Genomic DNA, 15,038 nt, shown 5'->3' with positions numbered 1-15,038 from the left:
CCGAGAAGGTAGATCATAGCCGGCACCATGATGAAGCCGCCGCCGACACCCATGATCGCGGCCAGGACGCCGACGACGATGCCGACGAGGACGGGGGGGATGACCGAGATGTAAAGGCCCGAGGCGCGGAACTTGATCTTGAAGGGCAGCCGGTGGACCCAGAGGTGCTGATGCCGCTTCACCGCGGGACGGGGGCCTGTCTTGCGCGCGCGGACGATGGCGCGCACGCTTTCCTGGAACATCAGCAGGCCGATGAAGCCGAGAAAGACGACATAGGAAAGCTGCACCGCCGTGTCGATCTGCCCGAGCCGCGTGAGGATGTTGAAGGCCCATATCCCGAGCGCGGAGCCGAGGAGGCCGCCGACCAGAAGGACGACTCCCATCCGCATGTCCACGGTGCGCCGCTTCAGATGCGCCAGGACACCCGAGACGGAGGAGGCGACGACCTGGTTCGCCCCGGTCGCGACGGCGACCGTCGGAGGAACGCCGATGAAGAAGAGGAGCGGCGTGATGAGAAACCCGCCGCCGACGCCGAAGAGTCCCGAGAGCACGCCCACCAGACCGCCGATTCCGAACAGCATGAAGGCGTTGACCGAAACCTCCGCGATGGGCAGGTAGATCTGCATCTCGTCGCCGTGTCCGATGAAAGCGCGCGCCTGGGACCAGTCTTGCCCCCCTCGAGGGACGGTGTCAAACGCTCGCCGCCAAAGCCATGAGGCCAGATCGCGGGCCCCGCTCAGACCAGGTCGCGCAGGTATCGTCGGAGCACCCGTTCAAGCTTGGCCGCGCCGAGGGGCGCCATGGCCTTCGTGTGCTCGTGGCTGATCTTCTCGTCGCTCATGCCCGCGGCCATGTTCGTGATGACCGAGACGGCGGCAACCCGCAGCCCGAGGAAGCGGGCGAGGATCACCTCGGGGACCGTGGACATGCCGACGGCGTCTGCCCCGAGCGTGCGGATCGCGCGGATCTCGGCCGGGGTCTCGAACGAGGGGCCGGAGTACCAGGCATAGACGCCTTCGGGAAGGTCGAGGCCCTCGGTCGACGCCGCGGTGCGAAGCGCCGCGCGCATCGCGGGGTCATGGGCATCGGTCATCGGCACGAAGCGCGCGTCCGAGGGCTCTCCGATCAGGGGATTGAGACCGGAGAAGTTGATGTGGTCCGACAAGAGCATCAGTGAACCCGGAGGCGTGTCCGGTCGGAGCGAACCGGCCGCGTTCGTCACGATCAGCCGGTCGGCGCCGAGTGCCTTCAGCACGTCCAGCGGCAACCGCATGGCGTCTGCGTGCCCGCGTTCGTAGTAGTGCGCACGTCCGCCGAAGACGGCGACCCGCACGCCCTCGAGCGTGCCGATCGCCAGCTTCGGGTTGTGCCCCGAGACACCTGCATGTGGAAAGCCCGGCAGATCGGCATAGTCGATCGCCACGCCCTGCACCTCGCCCGCGATGTGGCCGAGGCCGGAGCCGAGGATCAGCCCGTGGCTGACCGGCTCCGATCCTCCGCGGTCACGAACGAGCCGGGCAAGATCAGCGCTCCTTGACATAGGCCTCGCCTCCGGCGCGCGGCGGGATGGCGCGGCCGACGAAGCCTGCGAGCACGATCACCGTCAGGATGTAGGGCAGCGCGTCGAGCATGGGCACCGGCACGTCGAAGCCCACGGTCTTCTTGATCACGTCAGGCCGGAGTGCCAGGGCCTGGAAGAAGCCGAACAGCAGTGTCGCCATCAGCGCGTACCACGGCCGCCACTTGGCGAAGATCAGCGCGGCGAGCGCGATGTAGCCGCGCCCCGCCGTCATCTCCTTGCCGAAGCCGGCCTGAAGCCCGGCGGCCATGTAGGCCCCGGCAATCCCGCAGAGGACGCCGGTGATCATCACGGCGGTATAGCGCAGCCGCACGACCGAGATGCCGGCGGTATCGACCGAGGCGGGGTTTTCGCCCACGGCCCGCAGGCGGAGCCCGAAGCGTGTGCGGTAGAGCGCCCACCATGTGACCGGAACGGCCAGAAGCGCGACATAGACGAGTGCCCCATGGCCCGAGAGCACCTCGCGGTAGAAGGGACCGAGGACGGGGACCTGCCCGATCGCGTCGGCGAAGGGAAGCTCTATCGGGTTGAACCGGCCATTGCCGGTCAGGGGCGGCGTCCGCCCGCCCTGCCGGAAGAGCGACTGGGCGGCCAGCACGGTGATCCCGGAGGCGACGAAGTTCAGTGCAACGCCCGAGATGAGCTGGTTGCCGCGGAAGGTGATCGAGGCGAGCCCGTGGATCGCGGCGAAGACGAGGGAACCCGCGATCCCGGCGAGCAGCCCGATCCAGACGTTGCCTGTCAGCGCAGCGACGGCACCGGTGCACATCGCCGCCGCGAGCATCTTGCCCTCCAGCCCGATGTCGAAGACGCCGGACCGTTCGGAGTAAAGCCCGGCGAGGCAGGCGAGGAGCAAGGGCGTCGCGAGGCGCAGCGTAGAATCGAGTATCTGCAGAAGCGTCGCATAGTCCATCACGCGGCCCCCGCGAGCGGTCGCGGCCGGAAGAAGAGGCCGAGGAACATCCGCACCATGTAGTCGAGGGCGCCGGTGAAGAGGATCACGAGGCCCTGGACGACCGTTCTGAGTTCGATCGGGATCGCGGTCCAGAGGCCAAGCTCTGCGCCGCCCTGATAGAGGAAACCGAAGAGGATGGCGGCGAGGAAGACGCCGACCGGATGGTTGCGGCCCATGAGCGCCACCGCGATGCCGATGAAGCCCGCCCCCTCGGCCGAGTTCTGCAGGAGCCGCCCGGCCTCGCCCATGACGTTGTTGATCGACATGAGCCCGGCGAGCGCGCCGGAAATCAGCATCGCGATCATCGTCACCCGGAAGGGGTTGATCCCCGCATAACTCGCGGCCGGTTCCGATTTTCCGAAGGCGCGGATTTCATAGCCGAGCCGCGTGCGCCAGAGGAGGAGCCAGACGAGCCAGCAGGCGAGGAGCGCCACGAAGAGCGTCACGTTCGCCGGCACCTGCTTCGAGAACACGAGGCTCAGCCCCGGGATTTCATGCAGTGTCGGCAGCCGCGTCCCTTCGGGAAAGCGTGCGCTCGCCGGGTCCATGCTGGTTGGCGGGCGCAGGACCTCCACGAGGAAATAGATGAGCAGGGCCGCGGCGATATAATTGAACATGATCGTGGTGATGACGATGTGGCTGCCGCGTTTCGCCTGGAGGTAGGCCGGCACCGCCGCCCAGGCCGCGCCGAAGAGCGCGCCGCCCGCCATCGCCGCCGGAAGCGCGAGCGTCCAGTGCGGCCAGGGCAGGGCGAGGCAGGCGAGCGCCACGCCAAGGCCGCCAAGCTGCGCCTGGCCCTCGCCGCCGATGTTGAAGAGGCTGGCGTGGAACGCCACCGTCACCGCGAGCCCGGTGAAGATGAAGCTCGTGGCATAGTAGAGCGTGTAACCCCAGCCATAGGCCGATCCGACCGCGCCCTGGACCATCGTCCGCAGCGCCTCGGACGGGCTTTGCCCGATGGCGAGGATGACGAGGGCGGAGATGAGGCCCGCGAGGAGAAGGCTGATGGCGGGCACTAGGACGAGGTCGGCCCAGCGGGGAAGCTTCGTCATGCCGCCTGACCTCCCTCTACCCCGGCCATCAGAAGGCCGAGCTCGCGCTCGTTGGTCTTCTCGGGGTCGCGCTCGCCCATGATGCGGCCGTCGAACATCACCGCGATGCGGTCGGCCAAGCCAAGGATTTCGTCGAGCTCGACCGAGACCAGCAGGATCGCCTTGCCTGCGTCGCGCAGCTCGACGATGCGCCTGTGGATGAACTCGATCGCGCCGATGTCGACGCCGCGCGTGGGCTGGCCGACGAGCAGAAGCTCGGGGTTCCGCTCGATCTCGCGGGCGAGGATCAGCTTCTGCTGGTTGCCGCCGGAAAAGCTCTTCGCGGGCAGGGTCGGGATCGGCGGGCGCACGTCGAAGCGCTCCATCTTGCCCTTCGTGTCCTCGAGGATGGCGCCGTTGTCCATCAGCAAACGGTTCTTCTGGTAGGCCGGGTCGTTGTGATAGCCGAAGGCCATGTTCTCCCAGGCCGCGAAATCCATGATCATGCCAAGCCGCTGGCGATCCTCCGGCACATGGGAAATGCCCTTCGCGCGCCGGGTCTGGCCGTCGGATTTCGTGCCGGTCAGGTCCAGATCCACACCGTTCAGCCGCACCGTGCCGGTGGCGCGGCGAAAGCCGCCCAGCACTTCCAGAAGCTGGGACTGGCCATTGCCGGCGACACCGGCGATGCCGAAGATCTCGCCCGCGCGGATATGGAACGAGATGCCCCGCAGACGCTCCACCTTGTCGGCATCGACGACGCGGAGGTTTTCGACCTCCAGGACCACGCGGCCCGGCTTCGGCGGCCCCTTCGCAACGTCGAGCAGCACCTTGCGGCCCACCATCAGCTCGGCGAGCTGTTCGGGACTCGTCCCGGAGGTCTTGACCGTCGCCGTCATCTCGCCCCGCCGCATCACCGACACGGTGTCGGTGATCTCCATGATCTCCCTGAGCTTGTGGGTGATGAGGACCACGGTCTTGCCCTGGTCCTTCAGGCCCCGGAGGATGCGGAAGAGGTGATCGGCCTCGTCGGGCGTGAGAACCCCGGTGGGTTCGTCGAGGATCAGGATCTCGGCGCTGCGGTAGAGAGCCTTCAGGATCTCCACCCGCTGCTGGTGTCCGACCGAGAGTTCTTCGACCACCGCGTCGGGGTCGACGTCGAGTTCGTATTCCCGTGCAAGCTCGCCCAGCACCTTGCGTGCCTTTGCGAGCGAGGGGCGCAGAAGAGGCCCATCCTCGGCGCCGAGGATCACGTTTTCGAGCACCGTGAAATTCTGCACCAGCTTGAAGTGCTGGAAGACCATGCCGATGCCGGCGCGGATCGCGGCCTGGCTGTCGGGAATTTGCGTCGGGCGGCCGTTGATCAGGATCTGGCCCGCATCCGCCTTGTAGAAGCCGTAGAGGATTGACATCAGGGTGGACTTTCCGGCGCCGTTCTCGCCGATGATGCCGTGGATCGTCCCCTTCGCCACCTGGATCGAAATGTCCTTGTTGGCCTGCACCGGGCCGAAGGCTTTCGAGATTCCCTTGAGCTCGATGGCAAATGGGGCAGCCGTTTCCGGCCGCCCCGTCGTTGTCGTCACGCTGTCGCCGCCCGCGGCCATCAGAAGGTCGCGGCAGGGCAGGTGTTGTCGGACATGTAGTCGTGCACCACGATTTCGCCGGACTTGATCTTGGCGGCGGCCTCCTCGACCTTGGCCTTCATGTCGTCGGTGACGAGGGGCGCGTTGTTGTCGTCCATCGCGTAACCCACGCCGTCATTGGCAAGCCCCATGACGTTGATCCCCGTCGTCATCTCGGCGCCTTCCTTGAAGGCGTCATAGACGGCGTTGTCCACCCGCTTCACCATCGAGGTCAGCACTTGGCCGGGATGCAGGTAGTTCTGGTTGCTGTCGACGCCGATCGAGAGGATGCCCTCGTCAGCGGCGGCCTGAAGCACTCCGATGCCGGTGCCGCCGGCGGCGGCATAGATCACGTCGGCACCCTGGCTCTTCTGGGCCTTGGCCAGTTCGGCGCCCTTCACCGGGTCGTTCCAGGCCGAGGGCGTGGTGCCGGTCATGTTCAGCACGACCGTCGCATCGGGGTTCACCGCCTTCACGCCTTCGGCGTAGCCGCAGCCGAACTTGCGGATCAGCGGGATGTCCATGCCGCCGATGAATCCCACCGTGCCGGTCTTCGAGGCCAGCGCCGCCATCATGCCGACGAGGTAGGAGCCTTCGTGTTCGTTGAAGACGACCGACTTCACGTTCGGCTGTTCGACGACCATGTCGATGATCGCGAACTTGGTGTCGGGGAAGTCGGGCGCCACCTTGTTCAGCACGTCGCCGAAGGCGAAGCCGGTCATCACGACCGGGTTCGCGCCCGCTTCGGCCAGGCGCCTCAGCGCCTGTTCGCGCTGGGCCTCGGACTGCATCTCCAACTCCTTGTACGTGCCGCCGGTTTCCGCCTTCCACCTCTCGGCGCCGTTGAAGGCGGCCTCGTTGAAGGATTTGTCGAACTTGCCGCCGAGATCGTAGATGATCGCCGGGTCGGCCAGGGCCGCGCCCGAGGTCAGCGCCAGCACCGCGGCCGCGCCGAGGAATTTTCTCTGAAGGGTCATGGAGGAACTCCCGGTTGATAATCCCTGTCGATCCGCGCTCTGCGTCGCCCCGCGGGGCGGCCTGTCAACGGCGCGGATTGCCGACGATTAGGGCGAAAGGGCACTTGCCGGTCAATAGCGATTCCGCATGAGGACCGATCAACTTGACCGATTGGTCAAGCAGTCTGACGCGGTTCGGCCAGAGGCGCAGGCCCAAGCGCGCGGGCAAGGAGGAGTGCATCCGTGGCGCCGCCGTCGGGCCGGCGGTAATAGCCGGGCCGCCGGCCTGCCTCGGCAAAGCCGGCCTGCGCATAGAGCGCGCGTGCGGCGGCATTGTCGGCGGACACTTCGAGGAACGCGCGTCCGGCCCCCGCGGTGGCGGCGCGATCGAGAAAACCCGCGACAAGTGCTGCGCCCGTGCCGCGGCGGCGTGCGCTCGGCGCGACGGCGAGCGTCAGAAGCTCTGCCTCGCCGGCCAGCGCCCGGCCGATCAGGAACCCGTCCGGCGCCTCGATGAGGAAGGCGCCGGGCGTTGCGAGCAGTCCGGCGATCTCGACTGCCGTCCAGGGCCGGGGCACGGTGAAGCTCTCGCCGTGGATCCGGGCGAGTCGTCCGGGATCGGCGGTCATGGCAGCAGGACGGGCGGCGCCTCGCGCATCGGTGCGGCGTCGGCGGGGCGCAGGTAGAGCGGTGCGGGGCGGGGCAGGGGCAGGTGCCGCCGCTCACCGGCGATCCGGGCGATGTGCGTCGCCAAAAGGGCGGGGGCCATGTCCGAGAGCCAGCGAAGCGGCGCGTCGAGCGCCTCGGTCGCGGCCGCCGTCCGGAGGTCGGGTGTGTCTGTCGTGTCTGCGCCGTGGCGTTGAAGATACACCATGCCGCGCGCCGCCTCGATCGCGACCCATAGCGGTCGCGGCTCGCCATGGGCGCAGGCGTCGAACCCGGTCACGCCGACGGCGGGGATCCCGAGCCCGAGCGCGATCCCGCGCGCGGCGGCGACGGAGATGCGAACGCCGGTGAAGTTTCCGGGCCCGATGCCGACCCCCAGGGCGGCCAGGTCGCGCCAGACGGCGCCCTCGGCGGCCAGTATCTCCTCCAGCATCGGCATCAGCCGTTCCGCCTGCCCGCGTCCCATTTCCTCGGCCCGCGCCGCCAGCACCCGGTCGCCCGAGACGAGCGCGGCCGCGCAATGCGCGGCCGAGGTGTCGAAGGCAAGGATGAGCGGTCCGGTCATCGCTCAGGCGGCGACGGGGCGGACCTCGGTCACTTCGGGGATGTAGTGCCTGAGGAGGTTCTCGATCCCCATCTTCAGCGTGAGGGTCGAGGACGGGCATCCGGCGCAGGCGCCCTGCATGTGCAGGTAGACGACCCCCCGGTCAAAGCCGTGGAAGGTGATGTCGCCGCCGTCCTGCGCCACCGCGGGGCGCACCCGGGTATCGAGCAGTTCCTTGATCTGGCGCACGATGTCGCCGTCCGGCCCGTCCTGCTCCGCATGCGCGCTTTCCGGCCGCTCGCCCTCGATCACCGGGGCGCCGGACTGGAAATGCTCCATGATCGCGCCGAGCACCGCCGGCTTGATGTGTTCCCAGCGAACCGCCTCGGCCTTCGTCACGGTCACGAAGTCCGATCCGAGGAAGACGCCGGCGACGCCATCCACCGCGAAGATGCGCCGCGCGAGGGGGGACTTGGCTGCCGTTTCGGGTGCGGGGAAATCCGCCGTGCCGGCATCGAGCACCGTTAGTCCCGGCAGGAATTTCAGCGTGGCGGGGTTCGGCGTGGATTCGGTCTGGATGAACATGGCGGCGCCTCCGTTTCGACAGCCGATATGCGCTCCGGGGGGGGACAAGTCAAGATTTGGAATCGTTCTAAGGGATGTCGGCAACCTGCCGGATTTGCCGCTTGTCCTTGCGCCAGCGGCCGCCTACGCCTCGTCACGGAGGCCCCGCGATGTCCGTGCCCGTCTTCCTCGCCGTCCTTGGCGCCGCGCTCCTGCACGCGGGCTGGAACGCGCTTGTCCGCGTCGGGGCGAGCCGCGCCGGCACCATGATGGTGCTGTCGGGCGTCCAGGGCGTGATCGGCCTCGCCGTCGTGACGACGCAGCCGCTGCCAGGGACGCAGGTCTGGACATGGATCGTCGCCTCTGGCGCCATCCACTCCGCCTACAAGCTCTTCCTGACCTTCGCCTACGAACATGGCGACCTCGGCCGCGTCTATCCGCTCGCCCGCGGCACCGCGCCGATGATCACACTCGTGGCGGGTGCGCTCTGGCTCGGCGAGGCGGTGCGCCCGCCAGAGGCAGCAGGTATCCTCCTTCTCGGATCGGGAATCCTCCTTCTCGCCCGCGGGGTCTGGACGAGCGGCGAGTCGCGGCGGATGCTGCCCTTCGCCGTCGGCGCCGCCTGCGCGACGGCGGGCTACACGCTGGTGGACGGGCATGGCGCCCGGCTGGCGGGCAGTTCCACCCAGTTCGTGGGCTGGCTCTTTGTCGTCGACGGACTGATCTTCGCCGCCGCGATGCTCGCCCTGCGCGGTCGCGCTGCGATGCCCCGGGCGGGCAGGGTATGGCTCGCGGGGGGAATCGGCGCGGCAGCCTCCTATGCCTCCTATGCCGTCGCGGTCTGGGCGATGACGCGCGCGCCCATCGCGCTTGTCGCGGCACTGAGAGAGAGCTCGATCCTCTTTGCAGTGCTCATCGGCTGGCTCGTCCTGCGCGAACGCATGACCGAAGCCAAGGCCTTGTCCGTGCTGATGATCGCGGCGGGTGTCGCGCTGACGCGTCTCTGAGCGTCAGGCGACGCCGCGGCGCTCGGGGAAGAGTTGCTGCGCCACCCCGGCCACGAGAAGATAGACGGAGGTGATCACAAGCCCCCAGTGGGCGATCTCTCCCTCGGCGAAATCCACCCAGGCCGCGCGGGCGGCAAAGCCGACCCAGGCGAGCGCCACCGGCAGCGTGATCCAGCGCCAGCGCTCGGTGCGCACCGGATGGACGAACTTGAGGTTGGTGAACATCGTCGCGGCGAGCGCGACGATGACCGCGAGCATGAGGTAGAAGTTGGGTTCGATCGCGAAGAGCACGATCACCACCATGTTCCAGCAGGCGGGAAAGCCCGCGAAGGAATTGTCCTTCGTCTTCATCCGGGTGTCCACGAAGTAGATCGCGCTCGCATAGGTGATGACGATGATCGCGCACCAGCCGGTCCAGCCCGGCAGGAGGCCGGATTGGAAGAGCGCGAAGGCCGGGATGAAGACATAGGTCAGGTAGTCGATGATGAGATCGAGGAGCACCCCGTCATAGGTCGGCCAGTGGGTCTTGACGTGGAAGTGGCGCGCCAGGGGCCCGTCGATGCCGTCGACGATGAGTGCCACGACGAGCCAGAGGAACATCAGGCTCCACTTCTCCTCGACCGCCGCGAGCATGGCGAGCATCGAGAGGACGGCGCCGGAGGCCGTGAAGAGGTGGACAAGGAGGGCCTTGATCGGGGGGCTCATGGCAGCGTCATGACCGAAACGGCGGCGGCGCGCAACCTTTGGCCGGGCAAGGCGACGCGGGTCATCTGCGTGTACCACGGTAGTCGCGCAGGAAGTCTGCGGCCTTCACGTGGCCGAGATGGCGGGCCTCTTCCTCGGGCGTGGCGAAATCGTCGATGCGGGTCCGCACGGTCCGGTCGGCGCCGCTGTCGATCAGCAATGCGATGATATCGAGCGGCGCCGTCCCCTGGCAGGCCGCGCGGTGAAGGGGCGTCCAGTCGTTCGCCCCGCGCTGGTCTGCATCCGCCCCGTGGCCGAGGAGGAGAGCCACGACCTCCGCCCGGTCGGGACCGGCACGGTCGATGGCAAGGTGGAGGCTCGGGAAACCGTCGTCGGCGGGAAGGTTCGGATCGGCGCCGTTGTCGAGACACCAGCGCACCGTCGCGGCCGGACAGAGCGCCACGGCATCAAGGAATACCCCCGCATCGCGGGCGATCCCGGGCCGGTCCCGGGCGATGCGGTCGAGCGCGGCGCGATCGCCCGCGCGCATTGCGCTCCCCAGCGGGGTGTCGTCCCCGGCGGTCATCCCGGCGCCCCGGAGCGGGCGCGGGGATGGGCGCGGTCATAGACCTCCATCAGCCGGGCCGTATCGACCGCCGTATAGGCCTGGGTGGTCGAGAGCGAGGCATGGCCGAGAAGTTCCTGGATCGCCCTGAGGTCACCCCCGGCCGAGAGAAGATGCGTGGCGAAGCTGTGCCGCATGGCATGCGGCGTGGCCGTGGCGGGCAGGCCGAGCGCGAGGCGGGCCGCTTCCATCGCCCTGGCGATGAGGCGCGCGTTAAGGGGGCCGCCGCGCGCGCCGCGGAAGAGCGCGGCAGCCGGTTCGCCCTCGACCGGGAAAGGGCAGAGCCGGACATAGGCCGCGACCGCCGCACGGGCGGCGGGGAGGACCGGAACGATGCGCTCCTTGCCGCCCTTGCCGCGGATGCGCAGCGTGTCGGGCAGCGGGCTTTCGGCCCCGGTCAGGGACAGCGCTTCCGAGATGCGGAGTCCGCAGCCGTAAAGCAGCGTCACCACAGCCGCGTCGCGCGCGGCCACCCAGTCCTCGCGGGGCTTGCTGCCAACAACGCCGATGACCTCGCGCGCGGCGTCCTCGGTCAGGGGGCGCGGCAGCTTGCGCCGGAACTTCGGGCTTCGTGCGGCGAGAACCGCGGTCGGTTCGAATCCCTCGCGCTCGGCGAGCCAGCGGGTGAATCCCTTCACCGCGGAAAGCGCCCGCGCGAGCGAGCGGGCCGAGGTGCCGCGGCCGCGTTCATGCGCCATCCAGGATCTCATGTCCGCCTGGCTTGCCCGTGCAAGCCGCGCCGGGCCGAGGCTCTCGCCATGGTGCTGCGCGAGGAAGGCGAGAAAGCCGGTCACGTCCGTCCGGTAGGCCTTGACGGTATTCGCCGCCGCGCCGTCGAGCGCCGCAAGGTGGTCGAGCCACCCCGACAGCGCCGACCTCAGCGCGGGGGAGAGCGCGAGGCTCATCGCCCGCTCAGGCGAGCCAGCGCCGCATCGCCCGCTCGAAGACCCCGCCGAAGAAGGTCAGCAGGTCGGTGCCCTGGTTCGGGCGGAACTGATGCGGGTCTTCGGCGCCGAGCGCGAGCATTCCGGGCAACCGCCCGTCGCCGAGGTCGAGCCGCAGCGCGGATTCGGAGCGGATCCAGTCGCCGGTCCGGCCGTAGATCGATTCGGCGCCCGGCAGGGTCTGGCGCAGTACGACAGGCCGCGCGGGCGCGGGCCGACCGCCGGCCATGTAGGTCTCCACGAAGCCGGGCTCCGCGACGCAGAGCACGTCGCCCAGCCGTTCCAGCGCCGGGTCGGGATCGGTCTCGCGCGTCTCGAGCACGAGCCGGACCGCGTCCACGCGAAGGATATGCGCCACCTCGCCGGCGAGGTTCCTCAGGAAATCCTCGAACCCCGTCGGGTCGAGCATTCTCAGGATCGCGCGATGGACCTGGTTCGTGCCCGCGAGATTCTCGTAGGCCGCGGCGATGACGGATCGGTGCGTATCCTCCAGCCGGTCGAGCCGCGCCTCGAGTCGCTCCATGGCGATGCCGCGCAGGTCGACGATGTTGGCGCCCATCGCGCGTTCGTTCGCCGCGATCAGCGCGCGCATCAGGTCGCGGTCCTCGAGGATCACTTCAGGTTCCGCGATGATCCGGTCCCTGATTTCCTGCACGATGTTCGCCCTGTCCGCCATCTCTGCCCTCGTGTCGTTTTGGCGGAACCTTAGCAGCCGTCGACGCGCGGCGCCGCAGTTTTTTCGCCCCGGCCGCCGCACTTGGCGGCAACCGTTGCACGGAGGACTCCCTCCCCCCGGCTCAGAGGATCTTCTGGCCAGTCTTCGCCCAGTCCTTCAGGAACTGCTCGAGCCCCTTGTCGGTAAGGACATGGCTGGCCATGGACTTGATGACGGCTGGCGGCGCCGTCACCACGTCGGCGCCGATCTTGGCGCAATCGACGATGTGGTTCACCGACCGGATCGAGGCTGCGAGAATCTCGGTCTTGAAATCGTAGTTGTCGTAGATCGTGCGGATGTCGTGGATCAGGTCCACCCCGTCGAGGTGGATGTCGTCGAGCCGTCCGATGAAGGGCGAGACGAAGGCCGCACCGGCCTTGGCCGCGAGGATTGCCTGTGCGGCCGAGAAGCAGAGTGTCACGTTGACCTTCAGCCCCTCGGATGCGAAAGCCTTGCAGGCGGTGAGCCCGTCCCAGGTGAGCGGCACCTTGATCGCGATGTTGGGCGCGATCGTGGAGAGCTTCATCCCCTCGGCGATCATCTCCCTGGCCTCGGTGGCCACGACTTCGGCGGAAACGGGACCCGAGACCATGTCGCAGATCTCCTTCGTCACTTCGAGTATGTCGCGTCCTGCCTTGAGGATGAGCGAGGGGTTGGTGGTGACGCCGTCGACCATGCCGAGGTCGTTCAGTTCCTTGATGGCAGCCGTGTCGGCCGTATCGATAAAGAATTTCATGGCGCGGGTCCTGTCGCTGGCGGGGTGTGTCGCGTGGGCGTTCGGCCGCGCTTCTAGCGCAAACGTCGCCCGGCCGGAACCCCGCCGAAAGGCGCGCGCGTGACGGGGCTCTCGTTTTTCGACGCGGGCGATCTTGTCTCGGTCCTCACGACCGAGCCGCTCGGCCGGCCGCTCGACTACCGCGCGCCCGATGGCGGCTGCTTCGCTGGCGCCTTCGTCGAGGTGCCGCTCGGTCCCCGTCGCGTGCTCGGCGTCGTCTGGGGGGGGGGCGAAGGCGGCTACGACCTTGCGAAGGTCCGTCCGGTCACCCGCGTCCTCGACGCAGCCCCCATGGCCGAGGCGATGCGGGCCTTCCTGATGCGCGCGGCCGATTACACCCTGACACCGCTGCCGGCGATGTTGCGTCTTGCCACGCGCGCGCCGGGGCTCGCCGACCCGCCGGGACCGCGCAGGGTCTATCGCCGCGGATGGGCGGAGCCCGACCGGATGACCGAGCCGCGCGCCCGCGTCATGGACGTGCTCGACGACTACGGCGGAGCGGCCTTCACCCTGTCCGAACTGGCGGGGCTGGCGGGCGTCTCTACGAGCGTGGTGAAGGGCCTCGTGAAGCAGGGTGCGGTCGCCGAGGAGGAGGCGCAGCGCGACTTGCCGTATCCGCGGCTCGACCCTGATCGGCCGGGCAAGGCGCTGGCCGAGGATCAGGCGCAAGCCGCCGCGACCCTCCGCGCCGCGGTGCGTGGCGGGCGCTACGGTACGACGCTGCTCAAGGGCGTCACCGGATCGGGCAAGACCGAGGTCTACCTTGAGGCGGTGGCCGAATGCCTGCGCACCGGCCGGCAGGCACTCGTCCTTCTGCCGGAGATCGCGCTGACGGCGGAGTTCCTGACCCGTGTGGAGGAGCGGTTCGGCGCGATGCCCGGCGAGTGGCATTCCGGCGTGACGCAGACCGAACGCCGCCGGCTCTGGCGGATGGCGGGGGAAGTGGGGGTGGGTCTTGTCGTCGGCGCGCGCTCGGCGCTCTTCCTGCCCTTCCGCGACCTCGGCCTCATTGTCGTCGACGAGGAGCACGACACCTCCTACAAGCAGGAGGACGGGGTTCTCTACAACGCCCGCGACATGGCGGTGCTCAGGGCCTCGCTGACCGATGCGCAGGTGGTGCTGGCCTCCGCAACGCCCTGCCTGGAGACTTGGGCCAATGCCGAGGCGGGGAAATACGCCCGCCTCGACCTCACCTCGCGCTTCGGGACAGCGGACCTGCCCGAGATGCGGGCCATCGACATGCGGGCCGAGCGGATGGAGGCCAGCCGCTGGATCGGCCCGACGCTGGTGCAGGTGGTGCGCGACCGGCTGAACCGTGGCGAGCAGTCGCTCCTCTTTCTCAACCGACGCGGCTATGCGCCCGTGACGATCTGCCGGGCCTGCGGCCACCAGATCGGCTGCGACCACTGCGACGCGAGGATGGTGGAACACAGGTTCCAGAAGCGCCTCGTCTGCCACCAGTGCGGCGAGTCAAAGCCCATGCCCGCCGCCTGCCCGTCATGCCACGCGGAGGGCCGGCTCGCCCCGGTCGGTCCGGGGGTTGAGCGGCTGGCGGAGGAAGTGGCCGAGCGTTTCCCCAAGGCGCGGGTGGCAGTCCTCTCGTCGGATCTCTTCGGCACCGCGCGTGCCCTGAAGGAGAAGATCGCCGAAATCGCGGCCGGCGGCGCCGATATCATCATCGGCACCCAGCTGGTCGCCAAGGGCCACAACTTTCCGCTCCTGACGCTCGTCGGCGTCATCGACGCCGACCTCGGGCTGCAGGGCTCGGACCTGCGCGCCGCCGAGCGGACCTTTCAACTCATGCGCCAGGTCTCGGGCCGGGCGGGGCGGGGGGAGCGGCCGGGAGTGGCGCTGCTGCAGACCTGCCAGCCCGAACATGCCGTCATCCGGGCCATCCTTTCCGGCGACGAGGAGGCGTTCTGGCGCGCCGAGGCGGCCGAACGGCAGGCGGCGGGCATGCCTCCCTTCGGCCGCCTCGCCGGGATCATCCTGTCTTCGCCCGACGTGCAGACCGTCTTCGACTTCGGCCAGGCGCTCGCCCGCGCCGACGCGCCTCTGCGCAGGATCGGCGCGCAGGTCTTCGGTCCTGCGCCCGCGCCGGTGGCCCGCGTCCGGGGGCGGCACCGGGTGCGGCTTCTGGTGAAGGCAGCGAAGGGTGCAGCGCTGCAACCCGCACTCGCCGCCTGGGTAGCGCAGTTCAAGCCACCTGCGAACCTGCGTCTGGCAATCGACATCGACCCGCAGAGCTTCTACTGACCGCTCCAGAGGCAGTCGGATCCGCGCGTGGCCGCGCGTGCGGGTCACGGACTCTTCATGAAACGCTTCCGCCAAGGCGCGTGCCGGTGTGGCCGGTTCGATGCCGCGGGGGTGT

16 protein-coding genes are annotated in these 15,038 nt (G+C 68.8%); 2 read left to right on the top strand and 14 right to left on the bottom strand.

Features of this window, described 5'->3' with window-relative positions:
• The 9 genes from ACMUOO_RS00555 to ACMUOO_RS00515 all read right to left on the bottom strand — a co-directional run.
• Nucleotides 1-626: sulfite exporter TauE/SafE family protein (locus ACMUOO_RS00555; protein WP_413854678.1), on the bottom strand; the 626-nt coding region annotated here is incomplete at its 3' end.
• 110 nt (nt 627-736) lie between these two features.
• On the bottom strand, nt 737-1,540 hold the full coding sequence (locus ACMUOO_RS00550; protein ID WP_301919355.1) for a purine-nucleoside phosphorylase: 804 nt from the start codon (nt 1,538-1,540) through the stop codon (nt 737-739).
• On the bottom strand, nt 1,524-2,492 hold the full coding sequence (locus ACMUOO_RS00545; RefSeq protein WP_301919354.1) for an ABC transporter permease: 969 nt from the start codon (nt 2,490-2,492) through the stop codon (nt 1,524-1,526). Before ACMUOO_RS00545 ends, ACMUOO_RS00550 begins: the two co-directional genes overlap by 17 nt.
• On the bottom strand, nt 2,492-3,586 hold the full coding sequence (locus ACMUOO_RS00540) for an ABC transporter permease (protein ID WP_301919353.1): 1,095 nt from the start codon (nt 3,584-3,586) through the stop codon (nt 2,492-2,494). Before ACMUOO_RS00540 ends, ACMUOO_RS00545 begins: the two co-directional genes overlap by 1 nt.
• A complete protein-coding gene (locus tag ACMUOO_RS00535) occupies nt 3,583-5,169 on the bottom strand; it encodes an ABC transporter ATP-binding protein (protein WP_301919352.1) in 1,587 nt (528 codons plus the stop codon). The genes ACMUOO_RS00540 and ACMUOO_RS00535 overlap by 4 nt, the downstream gene beginning before the upstream one ends.
• Complete coding sequence (locus ACMUOO_RS00530) at nt 5,169-6,164, bottom strand: BMP family lipoprotein (protein ID WP_301919351.1); 996 nt, start codon at nt 6,162-6,164, stop codon at nt 5,169-5,171. Before ACMUOO_RS00530 ends, ACMUOO_RS00535 begins: the two co-directional genes overlap by 1 nt.
• A 155-nt stretch (nt 6,165-6,319) precedes the next feature.
• Nucleotides 6,320-6,772 (bottom strand): GNAT family N-acetyltransferase, encoded by a 453-nt coding sequence (locus ACMUOO_RS00525; RefSeq protein WP_301919350.1) that lies wholly within the window; start codon nt 6,770-6,772, stop codon nt 6,320-6,322.
• Nucleotides 6,769-7,374: a tRNA (adenosine(37)-N6)-threonylcarbamoyltransferase complex dimerization subunit type 1 TsaB gene (gene tsaB / locus ACMUOO_RS00520; protein ID WP_301919349.1), complete on the bottom strand. Its 606-nt coding sequence runs from the start codon at nt 7,372-7,374 to the stop codon at nt 6,769-6,771. Before tsaB ends, ACMUOO_RS00525 begins: the two co-directional genes overlap by 4 nt.
• A 3-nt stretch (nt 7,375-7,377) precedes the next feature.
• Nucleotides 7,378-7,938: a NifU family protein gene (locus tag ACMUOO_RS00515; protein ID WP_301919348.1), complete on the bottom strand. Its 561-nt coding sequence runs from the start codon at nt 7,936-7,938 to the stop codon at nt 7,378-7,380.
• Nucleotides 7,939-8,087: 149 nt separating this feature from the next.
• Here ACMUOO_RS00515 and ACMUOO_RS00510 point away from each other — a divergent pair, with 149 nt between their 5' ends.
• Nucleotides 8,088-8,924, top strand: a complete 837-nt coding sequence (locus tag ACMUOO_RS00510; protein WP_301919347.1) for an EamA family transporter — start codon at nt 8,088-8,090, stop codon at nt 8,922-8,924.
• A 3-nt stretch (nt 8,925-8,927) separates the two neighbouring features.
• On the opposite strand, the gene ACMUOO_RS00505 is transcribed toward ACMUOO_RS00510, so the two are convergent.
• The 5 genes from ACMUOO_RS00505 to fsa form a co-directional block, all read right to left on the bottom strand.
• Nucleotides 8,928-9,629, bottom strand: a complete 702-nt coding sequence (locus ACMUOO_RS00505) for a CDP-alcohol phosphatidyltransferase family protein (protein ID WP_301919346.1) — start codon at nt 9,627-9,629, stop codon at nt 8,928-8,930.
• A 61-nt stretch (nt 9,630-9,690) separates the two neighbouring features.
• The gene (locus ACMUOO_RS00500) at nt 9,691-10,158 is read right to left on the bottom strand and encodes an ankyrin repeat domain-containing protein (RefSeq protein ID WP_301919345.1); all 468 of its coding nucleotides are present in this window, start codon (nt 10,156-10,158) and stop codon (nt 9,691-9,693) included.
• 32 nt (nt 10,159-10,190) lie between these two features.
• A complete protein-coding gene (locus ACMUOO_RS00495; protein ID WP_301919344.1) occupies nt 10,191-11,138 on the bottom strand; it encodes a tyrosine recombinase XerC in 948 nt (315 codons plus the stop codon).
• Nucleotides 11,139-11,145: 7 nt separating this feature from the next.
• The gene (locus ACMUOO_RS00490) at nt 11,146-11,853 is read right to left on the bottom strand and encodes a DUF484 family protein (protein ID WP_301919343.1); all 708 of its coding nucleotides are present in this window, start codon (nt 11,851-11,853) and stop codon (nt 11,146-11,148) included.
• A gap of 121 nt (nt 11,854-11,974) precedes the next feature.
• Nucleotides 11,975-12,628 (bottom strand): fructose-6-phosphate aldolase, encoded by a 654-nt coding sequence (gene fsa / locus ACMUOO_RS00485; RefSeq protein ID WP_301919342.1) that lies wholly within the window; start codon nt 12,626-12,628, stop codon nt 11,975-11,977.
• Nucleotides 12,629-12,727: 99 nt separating this feature from the next.
• On the opposite strand from fsa, the gene ACMUOO_RS00480 reads away from it, so the two are divergent.
• Nucleotides 12,728-14,923 carry a primosomal protein N' gene (locus ACMUOO_RS00480; RefSeq protein WP_413854671.1) on the top strand — a complete coding sequence of 732 codons (2,196 nt, stop codon included), beginning with the start codon at nt 12,728-12,730 and terminating at the stop codon, nt 14,921-14,923.
• Nucleotides 14,924-15,038: the final 115 nt, after the last annotated feature.

Source organism: Albidovulum sp., from assembly GCF_041919395.1.
In the GTDB taxonomy this organism is placed as follows: Bacteria; Pseudomonadota; Alphaproteobacteria; order Rhodobacterales; family Rhodobacteraceae; genus Albidovulum.
Note: the sequence above shows the minus strand (reverse complement) of the source record. Positions and strands in the feature narration are given on the sequence as shown.